This window comes from Micromonospora sp. NPDC047793 (assembly GCF_040642635.1).
GTDB lineage: Bacteria > Actinomycetota > Actinomycetes > Mycobacteriales > Micromonosporaceae > Micromonospora.
In genome coordinates, this window is the sequence record NZ_JBEYSG010000021.1 from 25,985 (window position 1) to 45,380 (window position 19,396).

General features: G+C 72.1%; 15 protein-coding genes. 3 read left to right on the forward strand and 12 right to left on the reverse strand.

Annotation, left to right across the window (positions count from 1 at the left end; translation table 11 throughout):
* The first annotated feature begins 52 nt into the window (after nucleotides 1-52).
* Complete coding sequence (locus ABZ738_RS28630; RefSeq protein ID WP_357218257.1) at nucleotides 53-1,711, forward strand: FAD-dependent oxidoreductase; 1,659 nt, start codon at nucleotides 53-55, stop codon at nucleotides 1,709-1,711.
* Nucleotides 1,708-3,162 (forward strand): ATP-binding protein, encoded by a 1,455-nt coding sequence (locus ABZ738_RS28635; RefSeq protein WP_131052492.1) that lies wholly within the window; start codon nucleotides 1,708-1,710, stop codon nucleotides 3,160-3,162. The genes ABZ738_RS28630 and ABZ738_RS28635 overlap by 4 nt, the downstream gene beginning before the upstream one ends.
* A 36-nt stretch (nucleotides 3,163-3,198) precedes the next feature.
* On the opposite strand, the gene ABZ738_RS28640 is transcribed toward ABZ738_RS28635, so the two are convergent.
* From ABZ738_RS28640 to ABZ738_RS28650, 3 genes are all read right to left on the reverse strand, one after another.
* Nucleotides 3,199-4,242, reverse strand: a complete 1,044-nt coding sequence (locus ABZ738_RS28640) for a DUF916 domain-containing protein (RefSeq protein WP_131052491.1) — start codon at nucleotides 4,240-4,242, stop codon at nucleotides 3,199-3,201.
* A gap of 68 nt (nucleotides 4,243-4,310) precedes the next feature.
* A complete protein-coding gene (locus ABZ738_RS28645) occupies nucleotides 4,311-4,943 on the reverse strand; it encodes a hypothetical protein (protein WP_131052490.1) in 633 nt (210 codons plus the stop codon).
* Between the two features lie 84 nt (nucleotides 4,944-5,027).
* The gene (locus ABZ738_RS28650; protein WP_357218262.1) at nucleotides 5,028-9,209 is read right to left on the reverse strand and encodes an ExeM/NucH family extracellular endonuclease; all 4,182 of its coding nucleotides are present in this window, start codon (nucleotides 9,207-9,209) and stop codon (nucleotides 5,028-5,030) included.
* A 194-nt stretch (nucleotides 9,210-9,403) separates the two neighbouring features.
* Between ABZ738_RS28650 and ABZ738_RS28655 the strand changes: the two genes are divergently transcribed.
* Nucleotides 9,404-10,330 carry an arginase family protein gene (locus ABZ738_RS28655; RefSeq protein WP_131052488.1) on the forward strand — a complete coding sequence of 309 codons (927 nt, stop codon included), beginning with the start codon at nucleotides 9,404-9,406 and terminating at the stop codon, nucleotides 10,328-10,330.
* Here ABZ738_RS28655 and ABZ738_RS28660 read toward each other — a convergent pair.
* From ABZ738_RS28660 to ABZ738_RS28700, 9 genes are all read right to left on the reverse strand, one after another.
* Nucleotides 10,309-12,054: a BTAD domain-containing putative transcriptional regulator gene (locus ABZ738_RS28660; RefSeq protein ID WP_236145660.1), complete on the reverse strand. Its 1,746-nt coding sequence runs from the start codon at nucleotides 12,052-12,054 to the stop codon at nucleotides 10,309-10,311. The genes ABZ738_RS28655 and ABZ738_RS28660 overlap by 22 nt on opposite strands.
* Before the next feature lie 203 nt (nucleotides 12,055-12,257).
* Nucleotides 12,258-13,214 (reverse strand): Gfo/Idh/MocA family oxidoreductase, encoded by a 957-nt coding sequence (locus ABZ738_RS28665; protein ID WP_131052486.1) that lies wholly within the window; start codon nucleotides 13,212-13,214, stop codon nucleotides 12,258-12,260.
* On the reverse strand, nucleotides 13,198-14,073 hold the full coding sequence (locus tag ABZ738_RS28670; RefSeq protein ID WP_357218268.1) for an inositol monophosphatase family protein: 876 nt from the start codon (nucleotides 14,071-14,073) through the stop codon (nucleotides 13,198-13,200). The genes ABZ738_RS28665 and ABZ738_RS28670 overlap by 17 nt, the downstream gene beginning before the upstream one ends.
* A 138-nt stretch (nucleotides 14,074-14,211) precedes the next feature.
* A complete protein-coding gene (locus ABZ738_RS28675; RefSeq protein WP_131052484.1) occupies nucleotides 14,212-14,733 on the reverse strand; it encodes a flavin reductase family protein in 522 nt (173 codons plus the stop codon).
* A complete protein-coding gene (locus ABZ738_RS28680; protein ID WP_131052483.1) occupies nucleotides 14,733-16,241 on the reverse strand; it encodes an amino acid adenylation domain-containing protein in 1,509 nt (502 codons plus the stop codon). Before ABZ738_RS28680 ends, ABZ738_RS28675 begins: the two co-directional genes overlap by 1 nt.
* Nucleotides 16,238-16,903: a 4'-phosphopantetheinyl transferase superfamily protein gene (locus ABZ738_RS28685; RefSeq protein ID WP_131052482.1), complete on the reverse strand. Its 666-nt coding sequence runs from the start codon at nucleotides 16,901-16,903 to the stop codon at nucleotides 16,238-16,240. Before ABZ738_RS28685 ends, ABZ738_RS28680 begins: the two co-directional genes overlap by 4 nt.
* The gene (locus ABZ738_RS28690; protein ID WP_131052481.1) at nucleotides 16,900-18,000 is read right to left on the reverse strand and encodes an acyl-CoA dehydrogenase; all 1,101 of its coding nucleotides are present in this window, start codon (nucleotides 17,998-18,000) and stop codon (nucleotides 16,900-16,902) included. The genes ABZ738_RS28685 and ABZ738_RS28690 overlap by 4 nt, the downstream gene beginning before the upstream one ends.
* Nucleotides 17,993-19,144, reverse strand: a complete 1,152-nt coding sequence (locus tag ABZ738_RS28695) for an acyl-CoA dehydrogenase family protein (protein WP_131052480.1) — start codon at nucleotides 19,142-19,144, stop codon at nucleotides 17,993-17,995. Before ABZ738_RS28695 ends, ABZ738_RS28690 begins: the two co-directional genes overlap by 8 nt.
* Complete coding sequence (locus ABZ738_RS28700) at nucleotides 19,141-19,395, reverse strand: phosphopantetheine-binding protein (RefSeq protein ID WP_131052479.1); 255 nt, start codon at nucleotides 19,393-19,395, stop codon at nucleotides 19,141-19,143. The genes ABZ738_RS28695 and ABZ738_RS28700 overlap by 4 nt, the downstream gene beginning before the upstream one ends.
* Nucleotide 19,396 lies beyond the last annotated feature (1 nt).

A 19,396-nucleotide genomic window follows, 5' to 3' on the forward strand; every position in this document is an offset into this window, starting at 1 on the left:
CGGGCGTTTCGGGGGCAACCGAGGTGGCACACCGCCGTGCTTTCATTGGCCCATGGCGAACCCGGTGATTCTCTCCGTCGACGACGACCCGGCGGTCTCCCGGGCCGTCGCCCGGGACCTGCGGCGTCGCTACGGCGACCGGTACCGGGTGGTGCGCGCCAACGCCGGCCCGGAGGCGCTGGAGGCGCTGCGGGAGATCAAACTGCGCGGTGAGCAGGTGGCCCTGCTGCTGGCCGACTACCGGATGCCGGAGATGACCGGGATCGAGTTCCTGGAAGCGGCGATGGACCTGTTCCCGGCGGCCCGTCGGGTGCTGCTGACCGCGTACGCGGACACCGGTGCGGCGATCGACGCGATCAACCTGGTCGACCTCGACCACTACCTGCTCAAGCCCTGGCACCCGCCGGAGGAGAAGCTCTATCCGGTGGTCGACTCGCTCCTGGACGCCTGGTCGGCGAGCCCGATCGCGGCGGCCACCGAGATCCGCGTGGTCGGGCACCGGTGGTCCGCCGAGTCCTTCGCGATCCGTGACTTCCTCGCCCGCAACCTGGTGCCGTACCGCTGGCTGCTGGTCGACGACCCCGAGGGGGTGCGGCTGCTCGCGGCGGCGGGGGTGACCGAGGCCGACGTACCGCTGGTGGTCACCGGCGACGGCAAGACGCTGGTGGCCCCGGCGGAGGCGGAGCTGGCCGGGCTGATCGGTCTGAACGTCACCCCGACGGCCGATTTCTACGACCTGATCGTGGTCGGTGGCGGTCCGGCCGGGCTGGGCGCGGCGGTGTACGGCGCCTCCGAGGGGCTGCGGACCGTGCTGGTGGAGCGGCTGGCCACCGGTGGACAGGCCGGGCAGAGCAGCCGGATCGAGAACTACCTCGGCTTCCCCGACGGTGTCTCCGGCGCGCAGCTCACCGACCGTGCCCGCCGGCAGGCGCTCAAGTTCGGCGCGGAGCTGCTCAGCACCCGTGAGGTGGTCGGCCTGGACGAGGCCGGCTCGGCGCGGGTGCTGCGGTTCAGTGACGGTCAGAGCCTGGCCGCGCACTCGGTGGTGCTGGCCACCGGCGTGTCGTACCGGATGCTGGCGGCACCCGGCCTGGACGAGTTCACCGGCCGGGGGGTGTTCTACGGGTCGGCCGCCAGCGAGGCGCCGAGCTGCGTCGGCGCGGACGTCTACATCGTCGGCGGGGCCAACTCGGCGGGGCAGGCGGCGGTCTACTTCTCCCGGTACGCGCAGCGGGTGCACCTGCTGATCCGGGGCGCCGACCTGACCGCCTCGATGTCGCAGTACCTGATCGAGCAGCTCGGCCGCATCGAGCAGGTGACCGTGCACCCGCACACCGAGGTGGTCTCCGCCGCCGGCGACGAACACCTGCAACAACTGACGTTGCGCGACACCCGCACCGGCGAGCAGCGGGACGTGGACACCTCCTGGCTGTTCGTCTTCATCGGCGCGGAACCGCGTACCGGCTGGCTGGACGGCACGGTGGTCCGCGACGACCGGGGCTTCGTGGTGACCGGGCCGGACCTGGTCGCCGCCGGGCGCCGGCCGGCCGGCTGGTCGCTGCCGCGCGACCCGTACCACCTGGAGGCGAGCGTGCCGGGGGTCTTCGCCGCCGGTGACGTGCGCGCGGCGTCGGTGAAGCGGGTGGCCTCGGCCGTCGGCGAGGGCGCGATGGCGGTATCCCTGGTGCACCGTTACCTGGAGGCGCAATGACCACCGACGGACCGACAGCCGGAGCGGAGCCGCAGCGGCTGACCGAGGACGAGCTGCGGACGCTGTTCCTGTTCGAGTCGCTCGACGCCGAGCAGTTGGCGTTCCTGGCCAGTCAGGGGCGGGTCGAGCGGCGGGCCGGCGGTGAGCTTGTCTATGGGGAGAGCGACCCGGCCGAGTGCTTCTTCGTCCTGCTCGACGGCACGGTACGCCTCTGCCGCACGGTGCACGGCGACGAGGTGGAGATCAGCCGCACCTCGCAGCGCGGCGCGTACGGCGGTGCCACCCAGGCGTACGTGGGCGACGCCCGGCAGTATCGCAACAGCATGTGGGCGTTGACCGACTCGGAGTTCTTCGTGCTCCCGGCGGAGCAGTTCGCGCACGCGGTGCGGTCCTGGTTCCCGATGGCGATGCACCTGCTGGACGGCATGTTCATCGGCATGCGGGACACCCAGACGCTGGTCGGTGAGCGGGAGCGGCTGCTGGCCCTCGGTTCGCTGTCGGCCGGGCTGACCCACGAGCTGAACAATCCGGCGAGCGCGGCGGTGCGGGCCACCTCCAGCCTGCGCGAGCGGATCGCCGCGATGCGGCACAAGCTGGCGTTGATCGCCGACGGCCGGATCGACGGCCGACGGCTGCACGCCCTCGTCGCGCTCCAGGAGGAGGCGGCCGAACGGGCGGCGAAGGCCACGCCACTTCCCGCCCTGGCCGCCAGCGACGCCGAGGACGCACTGACCGACTGGTTCGACGACCAGGGCTTCACCTCCGGCTGGCAGTTGGCGGAGACGCTGGTCAGCGCCGGGCTGGACGTCGACTGGCTGGAGCGGGTCCAGGCGGCGGTGGGGCCGGAGGACGTCGAGGCGGCGGTGCGCTGGCTGACCTACGCGGTGGAGACCGAGCTGCTGATGGCGGAGATCGCCGACGCTGCCATCCGGATCTCCACGCTGGTCGGCGCCGCCAAGCAGTACTCCCAGCTCGACCGCGCGCCCTACCAGGTGGTGGACGTGCACGAACTGCTCGACGCCACGCTGGTGATGTTCAAGGCGAAGGTCCCGGCCGGGGTGCGGGTGGTCCGGGAGTACGACCGGAGCCTGCCGGCCATTCCCGCGTACGCGGCCGAGCTGAACCAGGTGTGGAGCAACCTCATCGACAACGCTCTCGGCGCGATGCCCGACAGCGGCACGCTGACCGTCCGCACCGCCCTGGTCAACGACCAGTTGGCCGTCGACATCGCGGACACCGGACCGGGTATCGCGGCGGAGATCCGACCGCGCATCTTCGAGCCGTTCTTCACCACCAAGCCGGTCGGCGAGGGCACCGGGCTGGGGCTGGACATCTCGTACCGGATCGTGGTCAACAAGCACCACGGCGACATCCGGGTGACGAGCACGCCGGGGAACACGGTCTTCCGGGTGTTGCTGCCGACCGACCTGGCCCAGCCGCCGACCGGCTGACCCGGCACCCCGCTGAGGCGGGCGCCGGGTGGCCGGTCAACCGACGGTGGCCTTGCGGCCCTCGGCCCGGCCCTCTTCCCGGGCGCTGGCGAGCATCTGCGCGAGTCGCTGCCGACGGCGCCGGAGCACGGTCCGAACGGCGACGACGAGTACGCCGACGACCAGCAGGAGCACGAGCTGCGCCCACGGGACGCTCCACGTGGTGACGGTGGCCGAGGCGGGGCGGATCACGGCGCCGGTGGCGTCGCCGCCCTGCACGGCGGGGGTGAGGTCGACGGTGGTCCGCATCCGGCCCAGCCCCCACACGCCGTCGACGCGGGCGTCGAACGTCTTCTGGCCGCCCGGCAGGATCTCGTCGACCTCGGTCGGGGTCTCCCGGCCGGTCAGGCCGAACAGTTCGCGGACGGCCACGTCGCCACTGCCGGTCACCGTGACGTTGCCGTTGTTGGTGGCGGTGTAGCTGACCTCGACCGTGCCGCCGGAGAACGGGTTCCAAGAGGGCGTGTAGGTGGCGCTGAGCCCGTCGACGGCCAGGCTGGCGGTGATCGTGCCGCTGGCGCGCATCATCACCCGGAAGCCGACCCGGCTCTCCACGGCGACCGTGCCGCCGGTGCTGGTGACGGTCGCCGCGATACCCGCCGGGTGGTCGCCCGGGGTGGCGTTCTCCGGCACGGTGATGGTGAAGGGGACCACCTTGGTCTGCTTGGCGCCGACGGTGACCTGCTCCTGCACGTCGATCCAGGTGCCGCCGTCCACCGAGGTCTCGTTCGAGGGCAGCATGTTGAAGCGGCCCTTGTCGGTGAGGTAGCCGTCGGCCGCCTTGAGGGAGAAGACCACCGAGGAGTCGCTGAAGTTGCGGACCGCCAGGTGTTCGGTCATGACCTGACCGGGGTCGAGGGTGTGCTCGATCCACCGCCGCCCGTCCGGACCGCTGCGGTCGGCCGGCTGGACCGCCCAGGTGACGGTCGGGGTGGTCGGCTCCGCCATCGCACCGGCCGGCGCGATCGGCGTGGCGACGAGCACCACGGCCAGCACGGCGAGCAGCCGCGACAGCGCTCGCGGTGGCGAGGTTCGGAACATGGCGGGATCCCTTCGGCGGTAGGGGTGCGGCCGGGGGAGCCGCCCGAGGCGGCTCCCCGACCAGGGCACTACTCGAACAGGGAGAGGGTCAGCGTCGAGGTGTACGACCCGGCGGCCACATCGGCCGGGGTCCGCAGGAACAGCCCGGCGTTGACGGAGTACGCGTCACCGGTGACCGCGCCCGAGTCGAACGTCGAGATCAGCAGCTCCTGGTCGACCAGACCCACGTTGTTGCCCGGCTGGGTCGGCTCGTCCAGCACGGTGACGACCTCTTCGCCCTCGCTGACCAGGCCGCTGTCGCCGCCGTCCACCAGGCGCGGCTTCCAGCCCAGGTGTCCGGCGCTGATCGGGTCCTGGCCGCTGCTGCCGACGAAGTTGGTGGCGCTGCCCAGCACCGCCCAGGCGGAGCCCTCGGGCACCTCGTCGGCGGTCCGGGTGTCGGTGACGGTGACCGTCGGCAGGGTGCCGACGAACTGGCGGACCAGCAGGGTCGAGCCGTCCTCGGAGAGCGCCACCGAGTTGCCGGCGACCGAAAGGGCGAGCACGCCCGGTTCCTTGACCTCTTCGATGTCGACGGTGACGCGGACGTCGGTGCTGTCGACCGGCTCGGCGAGGGCCGGCGACGCCAGCGCCACCGACCCGGCCAGCAGCGCACCGGCGGCAGTGGCCGCGATCAGGCGCTTGTGGTTCCTTGTGTGCATTCGATGCTCCGTTTGGTGCTCATGTCTGTCGAACGGGGGATGGTGCGGTGGCGGCACCCGGAGGCACCGCCACCGCGAGACGAACTAACCGCAGGTGAGCGCGGGGAACGGCGCCTCTACCCGGGTGGTGACGGGCTGGCCGTTGACGGTACCGGTGACCTTGACCGTCGAGGTACCGGCCGCCACCGTCTTGGCCCGGGTGTTGAACGCCTGGTAGGCGGTCTTGCCCGGGGCCACATCGGTGACCGTGCGCGAGCCGTACGGGGTGACCAGTTCGATGGTCAGTGCCACGTCGTCGGCGTTCTGGGCGCTGACCGAGACGTACGCGTTGGTGCCGACGCACTGGCTGCGGGCCTGCACCGTGACGTCCCAGTCCGGGTCGCCCTGCCCGACGGTCGAGCGCGGCGTGGTGTCCGCGGTGACCGGCGAGTTGGCGGCGAGGTAGTTCACCAGCATGGTGAGGTCGTTGTCGCCGGTGGTGGCCCGGTCGGTGCCGCCACCGAGGGTGGTGAAGTTGTCCCCGCCGGAGGCGAGGAACGAGTTCACCGTCACCCGGTAGGTGCCGGTCGGGTCGATCGGCGCGCCGTCGAGCTGTATCGAGGTGATCCGTGAGCCCTGCGCGGCGGCCGGGTCGTAGGTGTAGCTGAAGCCCTTCGACACACCTAGCCACAGCACCGGACGGGACGCGCCCGCCGGCTGCCACTGCTGCTCCAGCACCTGCTTGATCTCGGCACCGTTGTAGGACTTGGTGACCACGTCGTTGGAGAACGGCTGGACCGAGAAGGCGTCGGAGTAGCTCACCGTGCCGTCGGTCCGGTACAGCAGGTCGGCCCGCAGACCGCCCGGGTTCATGAACGCGATCTGCGCCCCGCCCCGGCCGGCGTCGGCGGTGCCGGCGAGCTGCACGTCGGCGATGAAGTTGCCCAGCGCCGACTCCTTGCCCCGGTCCTCGTTGCCGTCGGTGTAGGCCCGCCGGATGTCGGCGGTGATCTCACCGAGCTTGCGCTGACCCAGCTCCTGGGCCTTGACCTTGGCGGCGGCGACGATCTCGGCCACCGCCGGGTCCTGCGGCGCACCGACCACGTCGACGAGCGACGCGTCGGCGGCGGTGACCGAACCCGACTGCGGGTCGAAGGTCAGCGTGACCTTGCCCAGTCGCTTGCCGTAGTCCTCGGCCTGGACCACCGGACGCAGCTTGTCGGTGCCCGGGACCGGGACCTCGAAGGCGTACGGCTGGTGGGTGTGACCGCTGAAGATGGCGTCGATGGTGGCGTCGACTCGGGTGAACTTGCCGAAGACCGGGTCGTTCGCCAGGGCCTCGGGGGAGTCGATGTTCTCCGTGGCGGCGCCCTCGTGCGTGAGCAGCACCACCACGTCCGCCTCGCCGTTGTCCGGGTTGCCGTCCTTGAGCTGGGCGGCGACCAGGTTCGCCTCGGCAGCCGGGTCGCGGAAGGTCAGGCCGGCGATGCCGTCCGGGCTGACCAGCGACGCGGTCTGCTCGGTGACCACGCCGATGAAGCCGACCTTGATCCCACCGATGCTGCTGACCGAGTACGCCGGCAGCGCCCGGGTGTCGCCCCGGTACACGTTGGCGCCCAGGATCGGGAAGTCGGCCCGCTCCATCACCCGGTCGGTCAGGTCGGTCATGCCCTGGTCGAACTCGTGGTTGCCCACCGCCGAAGCGGTCAGCCCGGCCTGGTTGAGGAAGTCGATCGTCGGGTTGTCGTCGTCGATCGCCGAGATGAAGGTGGACGCGCCGATGTTGTCACCGGCGGAGACGAACGCCGTGTTCGGGTTCTGCGCCCGCAACTGGTTGACCAGACCGGCGAGCTGGGCGGCACCGCCGACCGGCTGACCGTTCACGGTGGCCGGTGACTCCAGCCGACCGTGGAAGTCGTTGATGGTCAGCAGTTGCAGGTCCACCGGGGCGGCCCCGGTGTTGAGCCCGACGATCAGCGGGTTGTGGTCGCTGGCGCGGTACGGGTCCGGCGCGAAGAACGAGGCCAGACCGTCGTACTGGAAGGCGTACGACTCGACCGCGTTGGTCTGCCAGACGTCCACGCCGGTCACCCGGTCCGCAAGCGACGGCGAGGCCAGGGCGTGGTCCAGCGAACCGGACTCGCCACCGAAGACGTAGCTCGTCTTACCGGTGTCGTTGAGGTTGCCGTACTGCTTGGCGTAGAGGACCTGCATCGGGTCCTCGTGCGTGTACGAGTTGAAGTCACCCAGCAGCAGCACGTTGTCGGTGCCGCTGTCGGCCTTCACCTGGTCGACGAAGGTGGCCAGCGCCGTGGCCTGGCGGATCCGGTCGCCGTTCCAGCCGCCCTGACCGTCCCCGGCGTCGGCGTTGTCACCGCTGCCGGCGCCACTCTTGGACTTGAAGTGGTTGACGACCACGGTGAAGTCGAGCGGACCGGCGGTGAAGGTCTGCGCCAGCGGCTCGCGGGCGTTGAACCAGACCGACTCGTCGTTCACCGAACGCGACGGACCCTTCGGCTGGGCCTTGGCCGGCTTGAAGATGATCGCGGTGGTGATGACGTCCTGCTGTGCGGCGCCCGGCAGCTCGGTCGGGGTGCGGACGTAGTCCCAGGTGCCCGCGCCGTCCTCGGTGTTCAGGGCGGCGACCAGCCGCTTGAGCGCCTGCTGCGGGTCGGAGGTGTTGAAGCGGACCGAGTTCTCGATCTCCTGGAGTGCGACCACGTCGGCGTCGAGTGCGCTGATCGCCGAGACGATCTTCGCCTCCTGCTTGACCAGTGCCGCCTCGTTCGCGGCACCGCGTGCGTCACCGCCGAAGTGGACGAAGTAGTTCAGCACGTTGAAGCTGGCCACCCGCAGGTCGCCACCGACGTTGACCGGAGCGGCGGTACGCGGGTTGGTGGACTTGAAGGTGGTCCGGTCGGCCGGCGGGGTGTCGGCGTCGACCGGACGGGTCGGCTGCAGACGCCACTCGTTGAAGGCGTACGACAGCACCGACGGACCGAACGCCTCGACCGAGTCGCCGACCCGCAGCGGGGCGGCCGGGGAGACGTACGGCGGGAGCAGTCCGGCGTTGGCCAGGTTGGTGGTCTTGCCGTCGTCCACCAGGAGCCGGCGCGCCTTGTTGTCGGCGGCGATCTGGCGGGCGGTCTCCGAGCCGGGCCGGGCCTTGTCGGTGGGGGTGGCGGCGGGCTTGTCACCGGCGGTGAGGACGACCTCGCCGAACCGGTTGGTGTTGTAGACCTCGGAGACGGCGTACGCGCCGACCGGGGCGACCAGCATCGACTCGACCGACTCGCGGGCGTCGTCGCTCAGCGGCAGCTCCATCGGGACTGGAGTGGGCAGCGGTGCGCCCTGCTCACAGACCTGGACGTCGCTCTTGGCGGCGATGGTGAGCTGGGTGAGGCCGTTGAACTCGCTCGGCGTGCCGCTGACCCGGACCCGGTCGCCGATCGCGACCGACGGGTGGTTGGCGGTGTTCGTGGTCAGATAGACGAAGACCGCGTCCGAGGCGGTCCCGGCGGCGACGGTGCGTTCCCCGCCGCTGCCCGCCGTCTGCACGTACACGCCGTTGTAGCCGCCGGTGCGGTGGTCGGCGGTGACGATGCCCTCGACGGTGACCCGGGTGCCGGCCAGCGGCGTGGCGTCGCCCGTGCCCTGGACCTCGGCGATGGTGCGGTCGACCGTGACGGTGCAGCCCAGCGGCGGGTCCGGGTCCGGGTCCGGACCGGGGCCGGATTCGCCGTTGCGCACCCCGAAGCTGTGGGGCGCCGGGGGCCGCCAGGTGCCGTCGATCTTCTGGAGGGAGTGGCCGACCGGGGTGGACCCGGTCTCCTCCACGCCGATGTCGACACCGGTCCGGCCGTTCGCCGGCCCGCCGACCGCGGTGAAGGTGCCCTCGTAGGTGAGGAACTCGGCGACCCCGCCGTCGGGCTTGACCAGGGCGACGCCGTCGGGCGCACCGTTCTGGATGCCGTCGACCGGGTACGACGCGACGACGACGCCCGCCGTCGGAACGGCACCGCTGAGCGTCCTGGTGTTGTACGGCGCACCGTTCGCGCCGTTGTAGAGGACGATCTGCCAGCCGCTCAGGTCGTAGCCGACCGGCGCCTCGATCTCGATCGCCTCGCCGACGTCCGCGCCGACGTTGTCGTAGTGGATCTCACTGATGAACGGCGTCGTGGGCACCGGGTCGGCGAACGCGGCGGTGCCACTGGAGAGGGTGAGCGCGGCGGCGGTGGCCAGTACGCCCGGGATTGTGAGTAGTCGTGTACTTCTACTTCGCTGCATGTGCGCGGCCTCCGAGGGTTAGACCTCGGGAGGATAAGCGGCGTCGGTGTCCGTGCGGGAGCCACCAGATGTACTAAAGCACGGGAAAGTGGGTGGCTCGGACCACCGGCCTGGCCTGCCGGATCGCCGGATCCGCACCCGTCGCGGGCACTCCGGTGCTCGGCAGCGACGCATCGGTGGGGTGATGATGAGGCATGACCACCGCATGGGACGTCATCGGTGCACCGTCGAGCGCGGGCGCGCACACCCCCGGCGTGGAGCAGGCGCCGGCCGCGCTGCGCGAGGCGGGTCTGGTCCGGCTGCTGCGGCGCACCTGCGAGGTCGACGACCTCGGTGACGTGCCGTCGTCCCGCTGGCGTCCCGACCCCGCACGTCGTACCGGCCAGAACGCGGCCGAGGTGGCACGGGTCGCGACGGACGTCGCGCAGCAGGTCGAGGCGGCGGTACGCCGGTCCCGACTGCCGCTCGTCCTCGGTGGTGACTGCACGGTGAGCCTGGGGCTGGTCGCCGGGCACGCCCGGGCCGGCGCACCGGCGGCGCTGGTCTACGTGGACGGTGGACCGGACCTGTACACACCGCTGACCAGGGCGAACGGGAACATGGACGCGATGGGTCTGGCACACATGCTGGGGTTGCCCGGCACCCGGCCCGAGGTCGCCGCCGTCGGTGGTGCCGTGCCGCTGCTGACTCCCGACCGGGTGGTCGTGTACGGAGACTCGCTGCCCCCGGGGGACCACGAGTACGACCTGGTGGCCGAGCTGGGCATCACGTACGTGCCGGCGGACGAGGTGCACGCCGATCCGCTCGCGGCGGGACGACGGGCGTGCGCTGCCGCCGAGGCCGCCGCCGAGTCGTTCGTGGTGCACTTCGACGTCGACGTGCTCGACTTCGTCGAGACTCCGCTGGCCGACGTGCCGGAACCGACCGGACTCACGCTGGCCGAGGCGTCGACCACCCTCGCCACGCTGGTGCGCAGCCCGCGCTTCGCCGGACTGGCGGTCACCGAGATCAACCCGGACCACCTGCCGGACGGCGCGGTGCTGACCCGGTTCGTCGAGGTGCTGGCCGATGCGCTCGGCACCGGCCGGGTGGGTTCCGGTCAGGCGGCCGGGGAGAACTGAGTGGGCGGGGCGGCGCACTCCCGGGCGAAGATGCGCAGCAGGTTGGGCAGGTGGAAGCGCTGCCCGGTGCCGTCCGAGTCGACCGGCACCAGCAGGTTGTGCGCCACGAGGTCCTCGACCACCCGGTTGGCCTGCGGTCGGGGCAGGTGCAGGATGTCCCCGGCGCTGGACTGCGTGATCAACAGGTCGCTGGTGGCCAGCGCGTTGAGCGCGGCCCGCGCCTGGGGCGTCAGTGACTGGTAGCTGCCGGAGAGGCTGTGGCGGACCGAGATGTCACCGACGGCGAGTTCCTCCAGGCGGTTCTCCTCCCGTTCCAACTGCTCGGTGAAGCTGGGCAGGGCGATGCCGGGCTGGTCGGCGATGCGGCTGCCCACGATCCGCAGCGCCAACGGCAACTGGTCGCAGGCCGCCGCGATCCGACCGAACACCTCCGGCTGTTCGCGTACCCGGTGCTCACCGGCGATGGTCGCCAGCAGTTGCACCGCGTCGACCCGGCTCAGGGGCCCGAGACTCAGCCGCCACCCCACGTCGAGGTCGAGCAGGCGCTGTCGACTGGTGATCAGCACCAGGCTCCGGCCGGCGCCCGGGAGCAGGGGCCGTACCTGCTGGGCGCAGTCGACGTCGTCGATGATCAGGAGCAGTCGCCGATCGGCGAGCGTGCACCGCAGCACCGCAGCCCGCTCCCGGACGTCCTCGGGCACGTCGGTCAGGGCGACGCCGAGTTCGACGAGCAGTTCCCGCATCAGGTCGGCGGTGCTCCGGGGCGTACCGGCGGCGTGGTCGAAGCTGACGAAGAGTTGCCCGTCGGGAAAGAGGTCAGCCAGGTCGTAGCCGTTGGCCACGGCGAAGCTGGACTTGCCGACGCCCGGCGCGCCGGTGACGAGCACGACGGCCGCGTGCTCGTCGGCGCCGAGGGTGTCCGCGATGGCGCGCAACTGGTGGGCGGCGGCGACCCGTCCGACCAGCCGGGGCGGCTTCATCGGCAGGGCCCGGCGACCGGCCGGTGGATCGACAGCGACCGGGGGCGGTCCGCCCGCGATCACCGCCGACCAACCGCCGGGCGGCCGGGCCTCGGCCGAGTCCGCGTCGAGCGCGACCTGTAGGGCACCCTGGAGGGTGGGACCCGGATCGACGCCCAACTCGTCGACGATCACCCGCCGTGCCTCCTGATAGGCGGCGAGCGCCTCCGCGACCCGGCCTTCGAGCGTGAGCGCGACGACGAGTTGGGCCTGCCGGGGCTCGTCGAACGGCTCCTCGGCCACCATCCGCCGCAACTGCGGGATGACCGCTGCGGGCTGTCCCAGTCGGAGCCGTACGTCGATGAGCTCGGTCACCGCCGCCCGCCGTTGTTCCTGTAGTGCCACGGTGCACGCGGCGACGTCGGTGCCGAGATCCGGCAGATCCTCCAACGGATGTCCGTGCCACTGGTCGAGGGCCTTGCCGAGCAGGTCGACGGCGATGTCCAGGCGCTCCTCCCGGGCCGCCCGGTGTCCCTGACCGACGAACCGCTGAAACCGCAGCAGGTCGAGTTCGTCCTCCTCGACCCGCAACCGGTAGCCGGTGCCGTCGCGGACCAGCCGGTCGGCCGAGTCCCCGACCTGCTGGAGGAGCTGCCGTAGCCGGTGGACGTAGGTCCGGACGTTGTGCAGCGCCGAGGCGGGCGGTGACGTCGGCCAGATACCGTCGATGAGGCGACCGGTGGCGACCGTCCGACCGGGGTTCATCAGCAGGATCGAGAGCAGGGACCGAGGTTTCGCCCCGTTGATCGGAAGCGGACCAGCTTTGGTCGCTAATGTCAATGGGCCGAGCACATTGAATTGCATAAATTCTCTCTCCCTGCGGCAGGACAACGCCGGTGAGCAATTCCTCGATTTCGCAGTCCCCGCCGGGAGGGAGTATTAACGCGGCCAGCAGATGATGAAAACAGTCACCGATCGGGCTCTGTCCCACCGCGAACGGCCACCGCCGCGCTGGCCTGGTACGCAGCGTCGAGCACCGCCGCCGCATCCGCCGTCCCCGCCCCGGTGGAGCGTCCGGTGCGTACCAGGTCCACGAAGTCCTCGGCCTGGCGAGCCAGGGCGGCGTACATCGTGGCGTCACCGTCGGCCGGGTCGAGGAAGGTCAGGCGTACGTGGTCACGGGTGCCGAAGACCTCCACACTCGCCATGTCGCCGCCCCGGTGATGCCGTCCCAACGAGACGAGCGCGGTGGCACCGCCGGAGAGGCCCAGCAACGCCTGGGCGCTGTCCACGTCGTGCCCGCGTACCGCCGGGTCGGTCACCGGCCCGGCGGCCTGCCCGCAGACCCGGACCACCCGCTGCCCGGTCAACCACTGGACCTGGTCGAACTCGTGCACCCCCATGTCGACGAAGATTCCGCCGCTGCCGGTGCGGAAGGCCGCCCCCGGCGGCTCACCGTCCCACTGCAACGCCGCCACGAACAGGATCTCGCCCAGCTCGCCCGCCGCGATCCGCTCCCGCAACTCGCGCAGCGCGGGCACGAAACGGCGCCAGTAGGCCACCTGGAACGGAACACCGGCCGAGGCCGCCACCCGGCCCGCCTCCCGCGCGTCGTCGGCGGTCAGCCCGGCCGGTTTCTCGCAGAGCACCGGCAGCCCGGCCTTGGCCGCAGCGGCGACCAGCGCGCCGTGTCGGCCGGTCGGCGCCGTCACCAGCAGGCCGTCGGGTGTCGTCTCGGCGAGCAGATCCTCGACCGAGGCGTACGCCGGCAGACCGGTGCCGGCGACCACGGCGCGGGCCGCCGGCACCGGGTCGACCACCGCGGTGACCGCCACCGTCGGGTTGCCGGTGAGCGCGCGCAGATGGTGCCGGCCCATCCGGCCGGCCCCCACCAACGCGAGTCGGAAATCAGGACTGCTGGTCATCTCGCCACTCCTCCTCGTCGGCACGGTCGTCTCCGGTCGGGCCCAGCCAGTCCGCCAGTGCCGCCACCACCGCCGGAGCGCCGGTGGCGAAGACGCGACGGCCCGCCCGGTGCCAGCGCCGGCTCGTCCCACCGGTCGCCTCGATCAGGGCGGTGCCGGCGGCGATGTCCCACGGCGCAGGGTCGAAACTGACGAAGGCGTCCAACTCGCCGGTCGCCACGGCGGCCAGGTCGCAGACGGTCGAGCCCGAGTTGCGCAGATCGGCCACGCGAGGCGCGACCAGACTCAACAGCCGGTACGCCTGACGGCGCGGACCGGGCGTGTTGGGCACCGCGAACGCGACGAGCGCGTGCCCCGGCACCGCGGCACGGTCCACCGTGACCGGGGCGTCCTGACCGTCACGCACCTCGTCGCCGCCGAGTATCAGGCAGGCGCCGGTAGCCGGCTGGAGGATCGTCGCGGCCACCACCCGACCCCCGTCACCCGTGCCACGCCCCTCGACCCCACCGGTGTCGCCCCGGTCCGCCGCCACGGCGATGCTCACCGCGTAACGGCTCAGGCCGTGGCTGAAGTTCAGCGTGCCGTCGAGCGGGTCGACGATCCAGCGCAGACCCGAGCATCCGGTGGTCAACCCGGACTCCTCGGCCAGTACCGCGTCCTGGGGCCGGGACCGGGCGATCAGGCCCAGGATCGCCCGCTCGCTGGCGTGGTCCGCGCTGGTGACCGGGTTCTGGGCCGCGCCGTCCTTGAAGGACAACCGCACCCCCCGGTCGCACACCTCGCGGATCGCGTCCGCACCCGCCCGCGCCGCACGGACGCTGAGATTCCGCAGATCCGTAGGAGCCGCCCCGACGCTCATGTCGTCCCTCCGCTGCGCTGCGGGCCGACATTTCCACCGAGCCTGATGATTCGCTCACGTCGTTCGCTCATGTCGTCCCTCCGCTGCGCTGCGGGCCGACATTTGTGCCGAGCCTGATGATTCGCTCGCTGCGCTCGCTCATGCCCGCACTCCGTCGGCTACGCGGGCGTAGTGGCCGTCCACGAAGAGCAGTGGCGGCTTCGGGCGCAACAGGCCCGACGACCGGACGACACCCATCAGCACCATGTGGTCACCGGCCGGGTCGGTACGCACCGCCTCACAGCCGAAGTACGCGACCCCGTCGGTGAGCAGCGGACAGCCGGTGGTCCGTTCCGGGTCGTGCGGGATGCCCGCGAAGCCCTCGGTCCCCGCCGGACGGCCCCGGGAGGCGAACCAGGCCGCCTCGTCGCGTTGGTCGTCGGCGAGCACCGTGATCGCGAATCGGCCGGTCCGGCGGACCGTCCCGAGCAGCCGGCAGTCGTGCCTGAGGCAGATCAGCAGCATCCGGGGGTCCAACGACACGGTGGTGAACGAGTTGACGGTCATGCCGACCGGCCCGTCCGTACCTCGTGCGGTGGCCACCGCCACCCCTGTGGCGAAGCGGCCGGCGACCGACCGGAATCCCCGGTCGGTGTCGACCCGACGCGACACGTCGGTCATCACAGCGCTCCTCTCGTCTCGCCGGCCGCCGTGTCGACCAGGGCGGCTATCCGGCGTCGGTCGGTCTTGCCGTTGGCGTTCGTCGGCAGCGCGGGTACGTGGTGGATGCGACTCGGCACCATGTATCCGGGCAGCCGGTCGGCACAGCGCTGCCGCAGCTCCTCGCCGATCCCCCCGGTGCCGGTGTAGACGGCCTCCAGGCAGGTGCGCTCACCCGAACCGAGCGCCAGCACCACCGCGTCCTGCACATCCGGGTGGCCGCGCAGGACCATCTCGATCTCGCCCAGCTCGATCCGGTAGCCGTGCATCTTCACCTGGTCGTCGAGGCGTCCGTGGTGGACCAGTACGCCGTCCTCGCGGCGGACCCGGTCACCGGTGCGGTAGTACCGCTGCCCGTCGTGCTCGACGAAACGGCCGGTGTCGTCGTCCGGGTCGACGTACCCGGTGAAGCACTGCGGTCCGCGTACGCAGAGCTCGCCGTCGTCGCCGACGATCTCGCCCGTCTCGGACCGCAGGATCGCGTCCAGGTGCGGGTGCACCTCGCCGATCGGCACGGTCCCGTTCGAGGTGACCGGCCAGTCGGCGACGTCGGCCGGCAACCGGTGACCGGTGCAGGTCACCGTCAGCTCGGTGGGGCCGTACAGGTTCTCCAGCACACTGTTCGGGGCGGCCTCGGCCCACGCCCGCGCCTGCTCGCACGTCAGCGGTTCACCGGCGAAGAGGCTGTACCGCAGGCCCGGCATGGCACCCGGCGACAGCATCCGCATCCGACGGGCCAGCGAGACGACCGACGGCACCGAGAACCAGCCGGTGATTCCCCGCTCGTTGACGAAGCGCACCGGGGTCAGCACCTCGTCGGGCTGCGGCACGACTAGCGTCGCCCCACTGCCCCACGCGACGAACATGTCGAAGACCGAGGGGTCGAAGGTCAGGTCGAAGTTCTGCGACAGCCGGTCGCCGGGCCCGATCGGGTAACGGTCGAGGCAGTACGCGAGGTAGGCGTCGACGTTGCGGTGCCGGATCGGCACACCCTTCGGGCGGCCGGTCGAGCCGGAGGTGAACAGGGTGTACGCCACGTCGTCCGGTCCGCTCCCGATCGGCGGCACCGGTGCGGCGTCCCGGGAGTCGTCGAGGCGTACCGGCACGGCACCGGTCCGGGCCGACAGGTCGGCGGAGACGGTGGCACCCGCCTCGTCGACCACCACGACCTCGACTCCGCCGCCCCGGCACAACTGCACGTTGCGGGAGGTCGGGAAGGTGGGGTTGAGCGGCACCACGACCGCCCCCACCCGCAGTGCGGCCAGATAGCCGGCGTACGCGGACAGGCTCCGGGCGGCCAGCAGACCGACGGCGGCGGGCCGGCGGCCGGTCGGGTGGCAGAGTCGTCCGGCCAGGTGTGCGACGATCTCGTCGAGCTGCCGGTACGTCACCGCCGCCGCGCCCACCTCCAGCGCCGTCTCCTCCGGCGACCGCGTGACGCTCCGCTGGAACCACTGGTACAAACTCACGGCGTTGCTCCCTTCCTGTCGTCGATCGGCTCCCAGGCGCAGCTCCACGGAGTACCGCCGGTCGGTGGCAGCGTCCGCCAGCGCAGGTGCCGCCACCGGCCGTGCTCCTGGTCCGGGCCGACCGGGATCCGCCACGGCCGGATGCCCAGCCCGCGCCCGGTGGCCTTGGCGCAGGACTCCTGCACCGTCCAGATCCGGGCCACCGCCGCGTCGCGGGTGGGCCGGTCGTGTCGCAGCAGCGCGGCGACGCCCTGCGGACAGCAGCGCCGCACCAGGGCGTCACCCACCGGGTACGGCTCCTGCACGTCCACCCCGACCGCACCGCCCCGGGTGTGCACCGCCGCCGCGACGACCGCCCCGGAGTGCGCCAGGCTGACTTCGAGGTCGGGGCGGCCCGGCAGGTACGGCTGCCCACCCGGGCGGCTGCCCACCGCGAGGCGGCCGGTGCCGGCCGGTGCCACCGCGGCGATCAGCGTGGTCAGCAGCCGCCGTGCGGCGACCCGTTCGCTGACCCGCCACGGTGGCAGCCCCCGACCGGTGTCCCCGGCCGGGCCCTCCGGCGTCCCCGGGTCCCCGATCGGCGCGTAGGCGGTGAAGACCCCGTCGGGCAGTGCGACCGCCACCGACCCCGGCATCCCGGATAGGCGGTACCCGCTGCTCATGGCCTGCTCCCGAGCAGGTCGTCCGCGTGGTCGGCGAGCCCGGCCAGCATCGTCCCGGTGGCACCACCGGCGATGCCGAACATGGCCGCCTCGGTACGCAGCGCGGCCTCGCCGCCGTCGCGGAACGCGTCCGCGCCTCGCAGGTGCACCGCCTCGGCGGCGATCGTCTCGACCGTCTCGGCGGCGGCCACCTTGAGCACCATGCCGGTGGCGGTCGACGGTGGACCGGGCGGCCCGTCCAGCAGGGGCGCGCACAACGCGTCGAGTTGGCGCAGGGCGACCAGGCAGCGGGCGTACCGCTCGCGGACCGCCGGGTGCTCCCAGAGCGTGCCGTCGGCGGCGGGCCGGGCCCGCAGCCAGTCCCCGAGCCCGGTCATCAGCCGGCGGCAGATGGCCCGGGACCAGAGGGCACCGGCCAGCCGCTCGACGCCGACCTGCCGGGCGAACCCGGCCAGCGCACGGCCGGGCCGACCGACCAGCGCGTTCGGTTCCAGGGCCACGCCGTCGAACCGGAGGTGTCCCACTCCGGACCCGGCGAAGGCCCGCCCGGCGGGCTCGACCGTCACCCCCGGCGCCGACCGCGGCACCAGTAGCCAGCAGAAGCTGGTGAAGTGCCGGGGCTCGCGGTGCCGGGCGAGCACCAGCGCCGCGTCGCAGGTGGTGGCGTTGGTGATCCATTCCTTGCGGCCGTCCAGGGTCACGGCGTCGTCGCCGAGCTTGGCCCGGGTGGTGGCGTCGAGCAGGTCCGACCCGGAGGCACCGGCGTCGGTGACGGCCAGCGCCACCGTCGTCTCGCCGCGCACCATGTCGGCCACCGTCTCGGCGACCGGTCCGGTGGCCGCCTCCGAGAGCAGCGGCAGCACGGTGGCCACCTGGACGCAGATCGACAGGGTCACGCCGAGCGGGCAGCGTGCGTCCAGTTCGGTCAGCAGCGTCGCCAGCCGGCGCGGGTCCGGTTGGGTACCACCGTCGGGACAGAGGGCGACGAGGACACCGCCGGCGCCCAGTGCCCGCCAGAGGGCCCGTGCGTCGGCGGTGTCCGCCCCCGCCAGCGCCGTACGCAGCGTGGCGGTGAAGTCGGCTGTCGGCTCAGGCAAGACGCACCCCCGGATCGCGCAGTGCCAGCGCCCCGTTGGCCAGCCGCAGCCGGTCGTTGCCGTAGTTCAGCGACGCCGACCGCAGGTCGCGGAAGGCACGCTCCACGGCCAGCGGCGAGCCGGTGAGGTAGCCGTGCCGCAGCCCCACCAGTTCGACCAGCTCGTGCACGGCGGCGAAGGACTCCTCGGCCGCCCGGATCTTGAGCGTGTTGAGCAGCGACTGCACCGGCGCGGCGGACATGTCGGATGCCGAGTCCACCACCGACACGGTGTGTCGCAGCAGGGCGTTCACGGCGTCGAGCCGGGTACGAATCCCGGCCAGGCGCAGCAGCACCAACTCCGACGACGGAGCGAACTGACGCCGTCCCGCCTCGCTGCGGGCGTGCCGCAGCACCCGCGAGTACGCGCCGGCCGCCGTCCCCAGCCACGCCGCAGCCCAGCCGACGTGGGCCAGCGGTGCGAACACCCGGGTGGCGATGTCGCGGAACCCGCCGTGCTCGCCCACCACCTGCCACTGCGGCACCGCACCGCGCAGGCGCATCGGCACGCTGTGGGTGGCCCGCATGCCCAACGGCTGCCAGCCGCCGGTCACCTCGGTCTCCACCTGGTCACGGGCGGCGTAGACCAGGTCGACCTGCGTGGCCGACTCGGCCTGCGGCGCCAGCGTGGTGATCAGGAACGCGTCCGCGTACGGGCCGCCGGTGACGATCGGGGCCTGCCGGTCGATGCGCAGCATCTCCCCGTCCTGCTCCAGCCCCGACTCGGAGGTGAGCAGGTGGCCCCCCTTGCCCGGCTCCGTGGTGACCGAGCCGAGGTACACCTCGCCCCGCGCCACCGCCGGCAGCACCTCGGCGCGCAGCTTCTCCCCGGCGTACGCGGCAAGTGCCGCCACCTGCTGGCAGTGCATCGTGAAGACCATCGCCACCGACATGTCCACCCGGCCCAACGCCTCGGTGACGTCGACCATGTCGGTGAGCGTGCCGCCGGGTCCGCCCTCGGTGGTCGGCACCAGCAGGCCGAGCAGTCGGGTGCGGCGCATCGCGTCCAGCGCCTCGGTGGGGAACGTGGCCGTGGCGTCGGCGGCCTCGGCGTGCGCGGCGGCGACCTCGGTCACCGTGGTCACCGCCTCGGCGTACCCGGTCATCGGGCACCACCACCGACCGGCGTCCGCAACTGCTCGACCACGTGCCACAGCCCGCCCGCCGTGGCGAACGTCGAGTCGACCAGCTTGTCGTCGGGAACGGCGACGCCGAAGGTGTCCTCGATGGCGAAGAGCAGCTCGATCTCCCGCATCGAGTCCAGGCCCAGGTCACGCAGGCGGGACTCCTCGGTGATCTCCTTGTCGCCGGCGAACTTGAGGAACGGCCGGAGCATCTCGGTGAATTCGGCGTTCATG